The 13,567-nt window shown below is 65.1% G+C and carries 11 protein-coding genes; 4 read left to right on the top strand and 7 right to left on the bottom strand.

The window, feature by feature from the left end; translation table 11 throughout:
* The first annotated feature begins 932 nt into the window (after positions 1-932).
* The 3 genes from FHW94_RS03290 (at position 933) to FHW94_RS03280 (ending at position 2,936) form a co-directional block, all read left to right on the top strand.
* Entirely contained in the window at positions 933-2,282 is a 1,350-nt protein-coding gene (locus tag FHW94_RS03290) for an aldehyde dehydrogenase family protein (RefSeq protein ID WP_168554330.1), read from the top strand.
* A gap of 94 nt (positions 2,283-2,376) precedes the next feature.
* Positions 2,377-2,556, top strand: a complete 180-nt coding sequence (locus FHW94_RS03285; protein ID WP_054130888.1) for an SANT/Myb-like DNA-binding domain-containing protein — start codon at positions 2,377-2,379, stop codon at positions 2,554-2,556.
* Positions 2,557-2,675: 119 nt separating this feature from the next.
* Complete coding sequence (locus FHW94_RS03280; protein ID WP_246865861.1) at positions 2,676-2,936, top strand: hypothetical protein; 261 nt, start codon at positions 2,676-2,678, stop codon at positions 2,934-2,936.
* On the opposite strand, the gene FHW94_RS03275 is transcribed toward FHW94_RS03280, so the two are convergent.
* Both FHW94_RS03275 and FHW94_RS03270 read right to left on the bottom strand, forming a co-directional pair.
* The gene (locus tag FHW94_RS03275; protein ID WP_168554328.1) at positions 2,926-3,429 is read right to left on the bottom strand and encodes an isoprenylcysteine carboxylmethyltransferase family protein; all 504 of its coding nucleotides are present in this window, start codon (positions 3,427-3,429) and stop codon (positions 2,926-2,928) included. The two genes, FHW94_RS03280 and FHW94_RS03275, sit on opposite strands and share 11 nt — an antisense overlap.
* Positions 3,426-4,475, bottom strand: coding sequence for a 3-oxoacyl-[acyl-carrier-protein] synthase III C-terminal domain-containing protein (locus tag FHW94_RS03270; protein WP_168555434.1), 1,050 nt, complete (start codon positions 4,473-4,475; stop codon positions 3,426-3,428). The genes FHW94_RS03275 and FHW94_RS03270 overlap by 4 nt, the downstream gene beginning before the upstream one ends.
* A gap of 133 nt (positions 4,476-4,608) precedes the next feature.
* On the opposite strand from FHW94_RS03270, the gene FHW94_RS03265 reads away from it, so the two are divergent.
* Positions 4,609-6,165, top strand: coding sequence for a DHA2 family efflux MFS transporter permease subunit (locus FHW94_RS03265; protein ID WP_168554327.1), 1,557 nt, complete (start codon positions 4,609-4,611; stop codon positions 6,163-6,165).
* A gap of 153 nt (positions 6,166-6,318) precedes the next feature.
* Here FHW94_RS03265 and FHW94_RS03260 read toward each other — a convergent pair whose 3' ends face one another.
* The 5 genes from FHW94_RS03260 to FHW94_RS03240 all read right to left on the bottom strand — a co-directional run bounded on the left by FHW94_RS03260 (position 6,319) and on the right by FHW94_RS03240 (position 13,561).
* Positions 6,319-7,617, bottom strand: a complete 1,299-nt coding sequence (locus FHW94_RS03260; RefSeq protein WP_168554326.1) for a hypothetical protein — start codon at positions 7,615-7,617, stop codon at positions 6,319-6,321.
* Positions 7,618-7,825: 208 nt separating this feature from the next.
* Positions 7,826-10,774, bottom strand: a complete 2,949-nt coding sequence (gene uvrA / locus FHW94_RS03255; protein ID WP_168554325.1) for an excinuclease ABC subunit UvrA — start codon at positions 10,772-10,774, stop codon at positions 7,826-7,828.
* Positions 10,775-10,887: 113 nt separating this feature from the next.
* The gene (locus tag FHW94_RS03250) at positions 10,888-11,625 is read right to left on the bottom strand and encodes an ABC transporter ATP-binding protein (protein WP_168554324.1); all 738 of its coding nucleotides are present in this window, start codon (positions 11,623-11,625) and stop codon (positions 10,888-10,890) included.
* Between the two features lie 11 nt (positions 11,626-11,636).
* Positions 11,637-12,632, bottom strand: a complete 996-nt coding sequence (locus FHW94_RS03245; protein ID WP_168554323.1) for an iron ABC transporter permease — start codon at positions 12,630-12,632, stop codon at positions 11,637-11,639.
* Positions 12,629-13,561, bottom strand: a complete 933-nt coding sequence (locus FHW94_RS03240; RefSeq protein ID WP_349237427.1) for an ABC transporter substrate-binding protein — start codon at positions 13,559-13,561, stop codon at positions 12,629-12,631. The genes FHW94_RS03245 and FHW94_RS03240 overlap by 4 nt, the downstream gene beginning before the upstream one ends.
* Positions 13,562-13,567 lie beyond the last annotated feature (6 nt).

Genomic DNA, 13,567 nt, shown 5'->3' with positions numbered 1-13,567 from the left:
GGCTGCTTATGGCCTCCACCACCCCCAACCCCCTCCTCTGAAGAGGAGGGGGCTTTTTTGTGTCTGCGCAATACTCCCCCTCCTCTTCAGAGGAGGGGGTCGGGGGGTGGTGCGAAGCCTTGCACAACACCGCAAACTCGCCTCGTCCCGCCCGTCAAACCATCCGCAAAATTCCCTCTTGCGCGACTCGAAAGACAGGCGCAGCATCCGGAAATCGACAGGATGAAGTGCCGCCAATCAACAGGCGCAAGCCCCTGATTTGCAAAGCTCTTTACCTGAAGAGCAAGCCTTTTGCCAAACGGAACACCATGCATTCCGCTCGTGCCTTCACGGCATGGTGAGGGGGATATGTGGCGCCCGCGAGGGGGCTTGCGGCAATGGTTTTTGTGCGCAGCAATTTCGCACATGCCCGTGTCGAAACACGCGGCCAGAAATTGTGCCCACGGCGCCATTTGCCGGTGCCTTTGCCCCGGTGGGGTCCGTCCCGTGCGTTCATGATCGGCGCGCGTGGGAGCGGTGCTTCGGTGTAAAGGCCACGCCCGTGATGCTGCGCACCGTGCGGTGTTGCGGAAAAGGGTTCTGGCCTCGCCCTTCCCCGGGCGAGCGAATGCGGACTGCGCACGAGAGCTTTGACGCCGCCTGACCAGCCGGGCGCCGCCAACGGCCCAGGGGCTTTGATGTCCTGAACGGCCCTCGCCCGCAACCGTTGGTCAGCGCCCGCTTCCCCAAGACCGGCTTGGCCGGTCACAGGCGTTCGTGAGGGCCGGCAGCAATGCCGGCCCTCGTTTTATGCGCGGCGTCTGGGGCAGACTGTGCCTGCGCCGTGGCCCTGCCCCTTCGTGCAGGGCCACGCTGGCAACATGGCATTTGCTTCCTGCAGAATTATCGTTAGTTTAACTAACGAATAAAAAGCCAGCAGGATGCCACGGACCATGACCATTGCCGTTCCCACCGCCGCCGACCTTTCGGGCGATATCGCGCGCGTCTTTGCCTTGCAGCAGGCCCACCAGTGGGAGGCGAAGGCCTCCAGCGCGGCGGAGCGCAAGGAGAAGCTGGCCCGCATGAAAGCCGCGGTCGAAGCCCATGCCGATGCCATCTTGGCCGCCGTGCAGGAAGACACGCGCAAGCCGGTGGGCGAAATCCGCGTGACCGAAGTGCTCAACGTTACCGGCAACATCCAGCGCAACATCGACAATCTCGAAACCTGGATGCAGCCGACGGAAGTCGCCACCTCGCTCAACCCGGCGGATCGCGCGCAGATCCGCTATGAAGCGCGCGGCGTGTGCCTGGTGCTGGGGCCGTGGAATTTCCCGCTGGGCCTGGCGCTGGGCCCGGTGGCCGCCGCGATTGCCGCCGGCAACACCTGCATCGTCAAGCTGACCGACCTTTGCCCGGCCACGGCGCGCGTTGCCGCCAAGATCATCCGCGAAGCCTTCGATGAAAAGGACGTGGCCCTGTTCGAAGGCGACGTTTCGGTGGCAACCGCGCTGCTCGACCTGCCGTTCAACCACATCTTCTTCACCGGCAGCCCGCGCGTGGGCAAGATCGTGATGGCCGCCGCCGCCCGCCACCTCACCAGCGTGACGCTGGAACTGGGTGGCAAGTCTCCGGTGATCATCGATGCCGGCGCGGACATCGCGCCGATCGCCGCTGCCCTGGCCGCAGCCAAGCAGTTCAACGGCGGCCAGGCCTGCATCAGCCCGGACTATGTGTTCGTGCCCGAAGACGCCAAGGCCGCGCTGGTCGACGGGTTCCGCGCGCGCGTGCAGGCCAACCTCTATGACGAAGCCGGCCAGTTGAAGAAGGACGGCATTGCCCAGATCGTCAACAAAGCGAATTTCGACCGGGTCAAGGCGATGTTCGACGATGCCGTGGCCAAGGGCGCCACGGTGGCCGTGGGTGGGCAGTTCGACGCCGATGACCTGACGATCCACCCCACCATGCTCACCGACGTGACGCCGCAGATGGCGATCCTGCAGGACGAGATCTTTGCCCCGGTCATCCCGGTGATGACCTATGACACGCTCGACCAGGCGATCGGCTATATCGAGGCGCGCGACAAGCCGCTGGCGCTCTATGTGTTCAGCAAGGACGACGCGACGGTCGAGAAAGTGCTGGCCCGCACCTCTTCGGGCGGGGTCACGGTCAATGGCGTGTTCTCGCACTACCTGGAAAACAACCTGCCGTTCGGCGGCGTGAACACCAGCGGCATGGGCAGCTATCACGGCTACTTCGGCTTCAAGTGCTTCAGCCACGAACGCGCGATCTACCTGCACCAGTAAAGCGATGACCGGGCGCGCCGAACCGCGCGCCCACACCGCGCACCGGGTCTCGTTTCCTTGGACAGCCCGCCCGCCGTGGACTACCGCCCGCGCCATGGCCGAAAAGTTCGAACGTCATCGCCAGCCCTGGACTCCTGCGGAACTCCAGAAGCTTCACACCCTCGCCAAGAAAGGCATGGGCCTCAAATCCATCGCCAAGGCCCTCACCCGCACCGAGGAATCGGTCAAGGATCGCGCCAAGGCAGACGGACTGAGCATCGCCAAGCTGCGCTGATCTGCCGCGCCCCAAGTGCGGCAAGCCGACACGGCAACCCGTTGACAAGCATCACAAGAATGGGTCCAATCGGCCGCATCAGGGCAAAGCCTGCCCCTGTCGCAAGGAATGCTTTGATGATGTCTCGTGCTGCTCGCGTTGTTCTGTCCCTGGGTGCAATCGTACTGGGCATGGGCGAGGCCGCAGCGGCACCGCAGGCCGATCCGGGCAAGAAGGCCTGCGTTCAGGAAGCGCGGCGGCTGTGCCCAGCAGAGATGAAATCGTTGAGCCGCAAGAAGGTGGAAGCCTGCATGATCACCAAGATCGAGCAGACGTCACCGGTGTGCCACGCCGCCATGCTGCGCATCAAGGCCGAGCGCGAGGCGGCGGCTAAGCGCTGACTTTGGCATTGCCGTAAAGCGCGCGGTTTTCTGCCCCGATCCGCACCGTCAGCATCGCCGCGTTCAGAACGGTGAACAGCAGCGCCACCCAGACCAGCCCGAACGTGAGCGGCAGCACCGCGATTTCGGCGGTCACCACCATATAGTTGGGATGGCGCACAAAGCGGAATGGCCCCCGCTTCACCAGCGGCGCTTCCGGCGTGACGATGATCCGCGTGGTCCAGCGCGGCCCCAGCGTGGCGAGCACCCACACCCGCAGCAATTGCAGCACGGCGAACACCGCCAGCAGGGGCAACGAAATCGGCCGATCGCCCACGGTGAACCACAGCACGGCCAGCCAGGCGCTGTGCATCGCCACCATCACCGGATAGTGCGACGCGCCCACTTCGCGCGCGCCGGCGGCCAGCAGCCGGGCGGTGTTGCGCCGGGCGATCACCAGTTCGCTCAATCGCTGCAGCGTGACGAAGGCCATGATGGCATAGGCCGCGTTCATGCCGCGCACCGCAGCGTGAGCGAAGACGCGGTAAAGCCCGGCCCCAGCGCGTTCATCACGCTGAGCGGTGGCAGCCCTTCCCGGCGATAGCGGTCCAGCACGAACAGCACCGTGGGCGCAGACATATTGCCATGATCACGCAAGACCTCTCGCTCCTTGACCAGCGCCCCCTGGTTGAGCGCCAGGGCCTGTTCCAGCGCATCGACCACCTTGGCCCCACCAGGATGGCAGATGAACCGATCCACGTCTTCGATCTTCAGCCCTTGCGGCGCCAGCATTTCCTGCATCGCCTGGCGCATTTCCTGCCGGGCGAAGGCAGGAATGGCCCGGTTGAGCACGACGCCAAGCCCGGTCGGCTCGGCCTGCCAGCCCATGATGTCGAGCGTGTCGCGCCAGGTCTTTTCCGCGCTTGCCGTGATCTGCACGAAACCGCCCTCGCCGCTGCGCAGCACGCAGGCCGCTGCGCCATCGCCAAATAGCGCGGTGGAGACGATGTCGGCCTTGTCGGCGCGGTTGGTGCGCAAGGCCAGGCTGCACAGCTCGACGGTAACGAACAGCACATGCGAACCCGGCGTGGCCCGTGCCAGCTTGCTTGCCAGGCCAAGGCCGGTGGTGCCACCGGCGCAGCCCAGGCCGAACACCGGCACCCGCGCCACGTCGTTGCGGAACGGCAGCCGCGCCATGGCCCGCGCTTCCAGGCTGGGCGTGGCAATGCCGGTGGAAGACACGGTGACGATCGTATCCACCTGCTCGGCGCGCAGATCGGCTTGCGCCAGCGCCTGCTCGGCCGCCGCCACCCACAGATCGAGCGCAACTTCGAGATAGACTTCGCTCCGCTCGGCAAAGCTGCGCTCGCTGCGATACCATTGCACCGGCATGGCCAGTTGGCGGGTGTGGACGCCGGCGTTGGTATAAACCGCGGCCAATCGCTCGAAATCGGCAAAGTGCCCGCCGATCAGGTCTCGCGCGGTGGCGATCGCTTCGGCCTGGGGCAGGATATTGGCGGGGGTTTGGGTGCAAAGCGAGAGAATCGAAACGGGGTGCATCACGGATGTCGCCTGAAAGACCGGCGAACCGGCAGCAAATGTCCCAGCCCCGAAACGAATTTGTCGAGAGCGAGTTCCTTAGCCTGCGTTATGATGGGCGCGGGCTCGCACAGGAGAATCGATGGCTGGACGCATGGTTGGCACTGACGCCCCGAGCCTAAGCGAACATGACGGCGCAAGCTATCGCGAATGGATCGGCTTCATCCTGATGTGCCTGGGCATGTTCATGGCCATCCTCGATATCCAGATCGTCGCCACGTCGCTGCCCGCCATCCAGGCGGCCCTCGGCATCGCGCCCGACCAGATGGTGTGGGTGCAGACGGCCTATCTCACCGCGGAAATTGTGGCGATCCCGCTCACCGGCTTTCTCACCGCGCGGCTGGGCATGCGCTGGCTGTTCGTGGCGGCCGCCTGCCTGTTCACGCTGGCATCGGCGGGCTGCGCGGCCAGCAACGGCTTTGGCCAGTTGATCGCGTGGCGGGTGGTTCAGGGCTTTGCCGGGGGAACCCTCATCCCGGCGGTGTTTGCGGCGGTGTTCCTGCTGTTTCCGCCGCGCAGCCAGGGGGTGGCGACCACGATTGCCGGCGTTGCGGCGGTGCTGGCGCCCACCGTGGGTCCGATCGTGGGCGGGTGGATCACCCAATCTTATTCCTGGCACTGGCTGTTTCGCGTCAACATCCTGCCCGGCGTGATCGCCAGCCTGGGCGTGCTGATCTTTCTGCGCGGGCAATCGACCGGCCGGCAGGTGGGCCGTCGGGTCGATCTGCTCGCGCTGATCCTGCTCGCTGCCGGGCTGGTGGCGTTGCAGCTTGGCCTGAAAGACGCGCCGACGCTGGGTTGGGCCAGCCCGCGCGTGCTGGGGCTGCTGGCCGGCACGGCCGTGTGCGCCGCCTGCTTCGTGTGGCGCACATTGCTGTCCTCCGCCCCGCTGGTGGAGTTGCGCTGCTTTGCCGATCGCAATTTTACCATCGGCTGCCTGCTCAGCTTCGTGCTCGGCTTCGGGCTGTTCGGCTCGACTTATCTGATGCCGTTTTTCCTGGGCCTGGTGCGCGAGCATGGGCCGCTGCAGATCGGCGAGATCATGCTGGTGACCGGCTGCACGCAATTGCTGGTGGCGCCCATCGCCGTCTATGCCGAACGCCGGATGGACCCGCGACTGCTGACCGGCTTCGGTTTCGTGCTGTTCGCCATCGGCCTTCTGCTCAGCACCGGCCAGACCGAACAGAGCGATTTTCACGCGATGATCCTGCCGCAGATCGTGCGCGGCGCCGCCATCATGTTCTGCCTCCTGCCGCCGACCCGCATGGCGCTGGGCCGCCTGCCCGATACGCTGGTGGCGGACGGCAGCGGCCTGTTCAACATGATGCGCAACCTGGGCGGCGCCGTGGGCCTCGCCCTGATCGACACCACGATCTTCACCCGTGCCGCCAGCGCCGGCACCCACATAGCCGACCAGCTCCGCGCCGGCGACGTGGCCACCGCCGTCCGCATCGGCATCCCCCGCGACGCCTTCCTGGAACAACGCGGCCAGCCCCTCGACGATTTCACCACCGAGATGGTGCGGCCCCTGGTGGAAAAGGCCGCGCTCGTTCCGGCCGTCAATGCGGCGTGGCTGCTATGCGGCGTGCTGGTGGCGCTGGCGGTGATGGCGCTGTGGTTTGTGCGGCGCGAGCCGCGGCCTCAGGGCTGACGGCAATGCATTTCGCGTAGCGCCAATGCCCTCCGCGGCCCGCCCATTCCTCCCCGATTCGGGGAGGGGAACCGCCGCAAAGCGGTGGTGGAGGGGCGGTACAGCACAAGGGGAAGCTAACTGGTATACTGCACACGGAATTCAACGACCGGGTCATTCTTGGTCAGCGTCGTATCCACCGCCACTTTGGTCGCTCTGCTCGATGAGACTAGCCCAAGGCCAGTGAACAGTGCAATATTTTCGGTAGGTTAGCAGCTGCTTGTCGACGACGAATACCTCGTTTTTTCCGTGATCGAACGTCAAAATCAGACCTCTCCCGTCGTCATCTATCTGAAGACTATCTATTTTAGTAAGAATTTGCCGTAAGTTTCCTTTTTGAATTCGCGGCTCATTCTGGTGCGCTCTTGCGAATATCGCGTCGATATGCAGGCCCCGGGTCAGATCTGCAGAATCCGCGTCCATGACGACTTTGAGCATGTGGGCGTAGATTCCGGTGGCGTCCTTTCGAGTACGGATGCCTTTCGCAACTCGCTGGGCAAATGTCTGGTAGAGAGGGTTTAGCTGCTCCGCGTAAGTCGCCGCCGCATATTCATATTTGCTGATATCCGCTGCGCTCTGCTTGCTCAACTTGCGTTCGAAAATTCCATGCTCATCTAATGTCTTCAATGCGATCGCTTGAAGAATTCCAACCGTTCCGAATGCATCTTCGACCATCTTCGCGCGAATAGCTGGCGAAAATTCTATGTTGAGGGCGTCGGCCCCCTTTGTCAGCACCGCTTCCAATTCGTCCTTCGACCAATAAATCGAAATTTCCTCGATCCGGCCGGCCAGATCGGGATTCAACCAAAGCAGGAGATTGTTTTCCGCCCATATCCCGATAACCACGACATAGGTCTGCAGGTCCCATAACGCCTTAAGATCGAATGCAAACGCCTTGCGCTCTGCTGGCGCGAGATAATGGAAATCCTCGATGACAAGGCGCCGACCAGATGCCTTAATAATATCAGCGACGAAACGCAGGTCTTTCAAATCCCGACCCACCGGAATGGATTTCGTGCCGGATTTTTGCTCCCCCTCGACCTCTTGAGCGAGTTCCAATTTCGCGAGTAACTTGACCCCAATCTCTTGGTGTGCCTCCAACTTTCCCCGAAAGCCTTTTTCGCCGGTCTGCTCGACAATCAGCTTAAGCCCGAGTTGACTAAGGGCGTCTTCGTATAGATCGGTCACACATTTGTTGAGCCGGCATTGGACAGTGATTGCGTCGGGAAAATTCTTCTGACGCACCCAGCTTTTCCCGCATTTGGATTCTCCCCGGAGAGCAATGTGTGTGCTGCGTTTGATCAGGCGCTCAGCCAGTTCGTCAATAGAACCGCGGTTGACATATGAATCTTCGAGGATTTCGGTGGAGATGCCAAAAACCTCGTGAGACTTCCTTCCCAATCCGAACATCAACACCCCCATTCCGTCGATGGCGGCTAAACGTAGCGCCAACGTCCGAAAGGTCCAGCGCCTCTGATGGTTACACCTTCATCTGATAAGCATCAGCAAAACTGTTGCCAGTATGCAGCAATTTCCAGAGACAGCATACCTATCTTTTTGTCAGCCCCCTCCACCACGCCTCGCGTGGCCCCCCCCGCAGAGCGGGGAGGATCTTAGGCCTTCACCGCTTCAACAGTGGCGCCAGATAGTGCCCCGTAAAGCTAGCCTTGGTCTTGGCCACTTGCTCCGGGGTGCCCACGGCGACCACTTCGCCGCCGCGCACGCCGCCTTCGGGGCCCATGTCGATGATCCAGTCGGCGGTCTTGATCACATCCAGGTTGTGTTCGATCACCACCACGCTGTTGCCCTGGTCCACCAGGCGGTGGAGCACTTCCAGGAGCTTGCGCACGTCTTCGAAGTGCAGGCCGGTGGTGGGCTCGTCGAGGATATAGAGCGTCTTGCCGGTGGAGCGGCGGGCCAGTTCCTTGGCCAGTTTCACGCGCTGGGCTTCGCCGCCCGATAGGGTGGTGGCCTGCTGGCCCACTTTCACATAGCCCAGCCCCACTTCGTGGAGCATGGCCATGCGCTCGCGGATCGGGGGCACGGCCTTGAAGAATTCCACCGCGTCTTCGATCGTCATGTCGAGCACGTCGGCGATCGAGTGGCCCTTGAACTTCACTTCCAGCGTTTCGCGGTTGTAGCGCTTGCCGCCGCATTCCTCGCACGTCACGTAAACGTCGGGGAGGAAGTGCATTTCGATCTTGATCAGGCCATCGCCCTGGCAGGCTTCGCAGCGGCCGCCCTTGACGTTGAAGCTGAACCGGCCGGGCTTGTAGCCGCGCGCCTGGGCTTCGGGCAGGCCGGCGAACCAGTCGCGGATCAGGGTGAACGAGCCGGTGTAGGTGGCCGGATTGGAGCGCGGGGTGCGGCCGATGGGCGACTGGTCGATCTCGATCACCTTGTCGCAGTGTTCGAGGCCCTTGATCGCGTCATGGGCGCCCGCGACCACGCGCGCACCGTTGAGCATGCGCGCGGCGCCGGCCTGGAGCGTATCGATGGTCAGGCTCGACTTGCCCGAGCCGGACACGCCGGTGACGCAACAGAACGTACCGAGCGGAATTTTGGCCGTCACGTTCTTGAGGTTGTTGGCCCGCGCGCCTTCGACCACGATCGACAGGCCATTGCCCTTGCGCCGCTTCTTGGGCACTTCGATGCGGCGCGCGCCGGTCAGGTATTGGCCGGTCAGGCTGTCTTCGCTGGACAGGATATCGTCCAGCGTGCCCTGAGCGACGATTTCGCCGCCGTGCACACCCGCCCCCGGCCCCAGATCGACGATGTAATCGGCCGTGCGGATCGCGTCTTCGTCATGCTCCACCACGATGACCGTGTTGCCGAGGTCACGCAGGCGCTTCAAGGTTTCGAGCAGGCGGTCGTTGTCGCGCTGGTGCAGGCCGATGGAGGGTTCATCGAGCACGTAGAGCACGCCCGAAAGGCCCGAGCCGATCTGGCTGGCCAGGCGAATGCGCTGCGATTCCCCGCCTGACAGCGTGCCGGACGTGCGATCGAGATTGAGGTAATCGAGGCCGACATTGTTGAGGAAGCCAAGCCGCTCGTTGATTTCCTTGAGGATGGCCTTGGCGATCTGGCTCTGCTGGCTGGTGAGCTTGCCATCGAGCGTGGCGAACCATTCCAGCGCATCGCTGACCGACAGGTGCGTGGCGGTGGAAATGTCGCTACCGGCCACTTTCACGCTCAACGCCTCGGGCTTCAACCGCGCGCCGTTGCAGGTTTCGCAGGGCTGCGCGGTCTGGAACTTGCCCAGTTCCTCGCGCATCCAGGCGCTTTCGGTCTGCAGCATGCGCCGGTTGAGATTGCCGATCACGCCTTCGAACGCCTTGGAGACGGTGTAGCTCTTCTTGCCGTCGATGAAGGTCAGCGGCACGGCCTTGCCGGCGGTGCCGTGGAGGATCACGATCTTCACTTCGCCCGGCAGCTTGTCCCACGGCGTGTCCAGGCTGAACCCGAAATGCCCGGCCAGGCTGGCGAGCACCTGCATGTAATAGGGGCTGGGCGGATTGGACTTGGCCCAGGGCACAATGGCGCCCTGCTTGAGGCTGAGATGCTCGTTGGGCACCACCAGTTGCGGATCGAACAGCAGCTTTTCGCCCAGGCCATCGCAGGCCGGGCAGGCCCCCTGCGGCGCGTTAAACGAGAACAGGCGCGGTTCGAGCGCGTCGAGCGTGAAGCCCGAGACGGGGCACGCGAACTTTTCGGACAGGACGATGCGGTTGTCGGGCAGGCCCGCGCCTTTCAACTGGCCCTTGGCGGCGCCCTTCTTGGCCTTTTCCGGCGGCGCCTCGCCATTCAGTTCCGCCACGGTGGTGTCGGCCAGGTCGATATAGACCAGGCCATCGGCCAGCTTGAGCGCCTGCTCGAAACTGTCGGCCAGGCGCGTCTGGATGCCGTCCTTCACCGCGATGCGGTCGACCACCACTTCGATGTCGTGCTTGTACTTCTTGTCGAGCGCGGGGGCGTCTTCGATGGCAAACATCTCGCCATCGATACGCACGCGGGTGTAGCCCGCCTTCTGCCACTCGGCCAGTTCCTTGCGGTATTCACCCTTGCGGCCGCGCACCACGGGGGCGAGCAGATAGGCGCGCGTGCCTTCGGGCAGGGCCATCACGCGATCGACCATCTGGCTGACGGTCTGCGCGCTGATCGGCAGGCCGGTGGCCGGCGAATAGGGAATACCCACCCGCGCCCACAGCAGGCGCATATAGTCGTAGATTTCGGTGACCGTCGCCACGGTGGAGCGCGGGTTGCGGCTGGTGGTCTTCTGTTCGATGGAAATGGCGGGCGAAAGGCCGTCGATGTGCTCCACATCGGGCTTCTGCATCATTTCCAGGAACTGGCGCGCATAAGCCGAAAGCGATTCGACATAGCGCCGCTGCCCTTCGGCATAGATCGTGTCGAACGCCAGGCTGGACTTGCCCGAGCCCGACAGGCCGGTGATCACCACCAGGCTGTCGCGCGGCAGATCGACATCGATGCCCTTCAGGTTGTGCTCGCGCGCGCCGCGCACGGAAAGGGTGGTCAATGCGCTACGCGCACGAGTGGATGCGGTCGACATGAAGGGCGGTGTTCCAGATTTGTTCGATTCACGCAAGCCTGTCGCAGCGCAGCAATAGCCGCGCAAGATGGCTGCGTGGGCAAGGAAGATTGATCTGGAATGTGGGAAGCCGGTCAGCCGATCGCAAGCGCGCGGCTGCGCCCGTCTCCCACCCAGCGCGCCTTGACCCCCCACACGCTGGCCAGCACCTCTTCGGCCAGGGCCACGTGCGGCGGGCCATTGGCCGCCACGGTGCCGCGATCGAGCACGATGACGTGATCGGCATGGTTCATCGCCAGGGCAAGATCGTGCACCACCACCACCACGCCCACGCCCTGGCCGGCCAGGCGGCGAAAATGGGCAAGCAGCGCCTGCTGGTGCGCCAGGTCGAGCGCGGCCAGCGGCTCATCCGCCAAGACCCAGCGCGGCTGCCCGGCCAGCACACGGGCGAGCAGGGCGCGGGCGCGCTCCCCGCCCGAAAGCGTGCCCACCTCGCGTCCGGCCAAGGCATTGAGATCGAGTGCGTCGAGCGCGGCCATGGTGGCGGCAGCGTCCACCTTGGCCGGGGTGCGGTGCGGCAGGCGGCCCAGCCGCACCAGCGTTTCCACCGTCACGTTCCATGCCACTTCGCCGGCCTGGGGCAGATAGCCGATCGCCAAGGCCCGCTCGCGCCCAGTCAATTCGCCCAGGCGATGCTGGCCCAGGCACACGCGGCCCGCGTCAGGCTCTACCAGGCCGGCCAGGGCGGATAGCAGGGTGGACTTGCCCGCGCCGTTCGGCCCGCAGATCACCGTCAGGCGCCCGGGCGCAAGGCCTGCGCGCACTTCGCGCAGGCGGCCCACCACGGTCACGGCTTCGGCAACAAGTTCCATGCGCGCCCCTTTCAGGCGAGACCACGCCGCAGGCGCAGCAGGAGGTGCAGGAAGAACGGCGCGCCCAGCAGGCTGAGCGCGATGCCCAGGCGCAGTTCCCCGCCCGCCAGCGGCAGGCAGCGGCACAGCGCATCGGCGACCAGCAACAGCAGGGCACCGGCCAGCGCGCTGGGCAGCAGCAGGCTGGACGGGCGGCGATCGGTGAACGGGCGGACAATGTGCGGCACCATCAGCCCGACAAAGCCGATGACCCCGGCGGCCGAAACCCCGGCGCCCACCACCAGCCCGACGCCCAGCACCATCATCCAGCGCAAGGCCGCGGGATCGAGCCCCATCGACCGCGCGGCCAGTTCGCCCAGCGTCAACGCATCGAGCGAGGGCCCTGCCCGCCACAGCACGGCAAGGCCCAGCGCGGTGAGCGGCGCGGCCAGCGCGACATCGTGCCAACTGCGGTCGGTGAGCGCGCCCATCAGCCAGGTCACGATCTCGGTCAGGGCAAAGGGATTGGGCGCCAGGCTGATCGCCAGGCTGGTGAGCGCGCCGGCAAGGCTGGAAAGCATCATCCCCGCCAGGGTGAACAGCGCCACCCCGCCGGCCAGGCCGGTGCGCGGCCCCGAAGCGATCAGGGCGAGCAGGACCATGCCGCCCGCCGCGCCTGCCAGGGCCATAGCCGGTAGCGCGAAAGGCTGCACCGCAAAGCCCATGAACAACGACAATACAGCACCCAATGCAGCCAGCGGCGCCACCCCGAACAGGCCGGGATCGGCCAGCGGATTGCGCAAGTATCCCTGCATCGCCGCGCCTGACGCGCCCAGCCCGGCGCCCACCACCACCGCCAGCACCGCCCGCGGCAGGCGCAGTTGCGCCAGGATCACCGTGGCATTGGCACTGTATGGGGCCCCGGCCGGATCGAACGGATTGATCCACACCTGCCCCGCCATCAGGCACAGCGGAAACAGCAGCAGGAGCAGCGTGGCAAGCACCACGGGCAAAGCGGCTCGGTTCATTGCGGCCTACCCAAAGCTTTGTCCAACGCAGGGCCTTCCAGTTCGCGGCGCACCGCCACCAGCCGATCGAGCAGGCGCGGAATCGTGGGGCCACCGCAATAGATGAGATTGGGCGCGATCGGCGCGCGCGCGGTGTGCGTCAATGCGGCGAGCGCGGGGTGGAACAGCAGCCGGTCTTCGTCCGGGCCGGTGCCGGGCACGATCGTGCCCGGTGCCGGGCCCACCGCCAGGATCACGCGCGGCGGATCGGCCAGCATGCGCTCCAGCGGCAGGCGTTCGGATTGGCCCAGCCCGCGCTGCGCGCTGAAATTGGCAAAACCCGCCTGGCTCATCAGGTCAGAGACCAGCGTGTGCTGGCCCGGCACCAGCCCGCCCGGCTCCCACAACACGGCCGGAATGGGAACATGGCCGGGCGGCGGCGCAGCCTCTGCCACGGCGCGATCGATCTGCGCCAGCAGTGCCGCACCGCGCTCTGGATGGCCGGCCCAGGCGGCCAGGCTGCGGACCTGCGCGCGCGCCGCAGCCAGCGAATCGGCAATGCCCACCGTTTCCACGCGCAGCCCCATGCTGCGCAGCGCCGCCAGCGTGGCCGGATCGGCATAAGTGCTGGTCACCACCAGGTCGGGATGAAGCGCGACCACGCTTTCCACGGCGCCATCGGTGGACGGAAAGCGGCGCGCCTCGGCCACGTCCATCGAGGTTTGCGCAGGATCGCGGCTGTAGAAGGACAGCGCCAGAATCTGCGCGCGGTCGGCCACTTGCGCCAGCACCGCGTCGCTGCACGGGTTGAGCGAGACGATACGCGGCAGGGCACCTGCGCCATGCGCCGCCTCATCGGCCGGGGCAACCCGCGCGCATCCCACCAGAGCCAGGGCCAGCAGCGCAGGCAGGCGGCGGCAAGACAAGCGGGGCAGCACACGGCCGATCACGTCAAG

Source organism: Novosphingobium sp. SG720, assembly GCF_012275365.1.
In the GTDB taxonomy this organism is placed as follows: domain Bacteria; phylum Pseudomonadota; class Alphaproteobacteria; order Sphingomonadales; family Sphingomonadaceae; genus Novosphingobium; species Novosphingobium rhizosphaerae.
This window is presented reverse-complemented; position numbering and strand designations above follow the sequence as displayed.

Coding starts and splice junctions, on each gene's coding strand:
- FHW94_RS03265 (WP_168554327.1), top strand. CDS start 4,609: ATGGTTGGCACTGACGCCCCGAGCCTAAGCGAACATGACGGCGCAAGC.
- FHW94_RS03285 (WP_054130888.1), top strand. CDS start 2,377: ATGGCCGAAAAGTTCGAACGTCATCGCCAGCCCTGGACTCCTGCGGAA.
- FHW94_RS03290 (WP_168554330.1), top strand. CDS start 933: ATGACCATTGCCGTTCCCACCGCCGCCGACCTTTCGGGCGATATCGCG.
- FHW94_RS03270 (WP_168555434.1), bottom strand. CDS start 4,475: ATGCACCCCGTTTCGATTCTCTCGCTTTGCACCCAAACCCCCGCCAAT.
- FHW94_RS03250 (WP_168554324.1), bottom strand. CDS start 11,625: ATGGAACTTGTTGCCGAAGCCGTGACCGTGGTGGGCCGCCTGCGCGAA.
- FHW94_RS03280 (WP_246865861.1), top strand. CDS start 2,676: ATGTCTCGTGCTGCTCGCGTTGTTCTGTCCCTGGGTGCAATCGTACTG.
- FHW94_RS03245 (WP_168554323.1), bottom strand. CDS start 12,632: ATGAACCGAGCCGCTTTGCCCGTGGTGCTTGCCACGCTGCTCCTGCTG.
- FHW94_RS03275 (WP_168554328.1), bottom strand. CDS start 3,429: ATGAACGCGGCCTATGCCATCATGGCCTTCGTCACGCTGCAGCGATTG.
- uvrA (WP_168554325.1), bottom strand. CDS start 10,774: ATGTCGACCGCATCCACTCGTGCGCGTAGCGCATTGACCACCCTTTCC.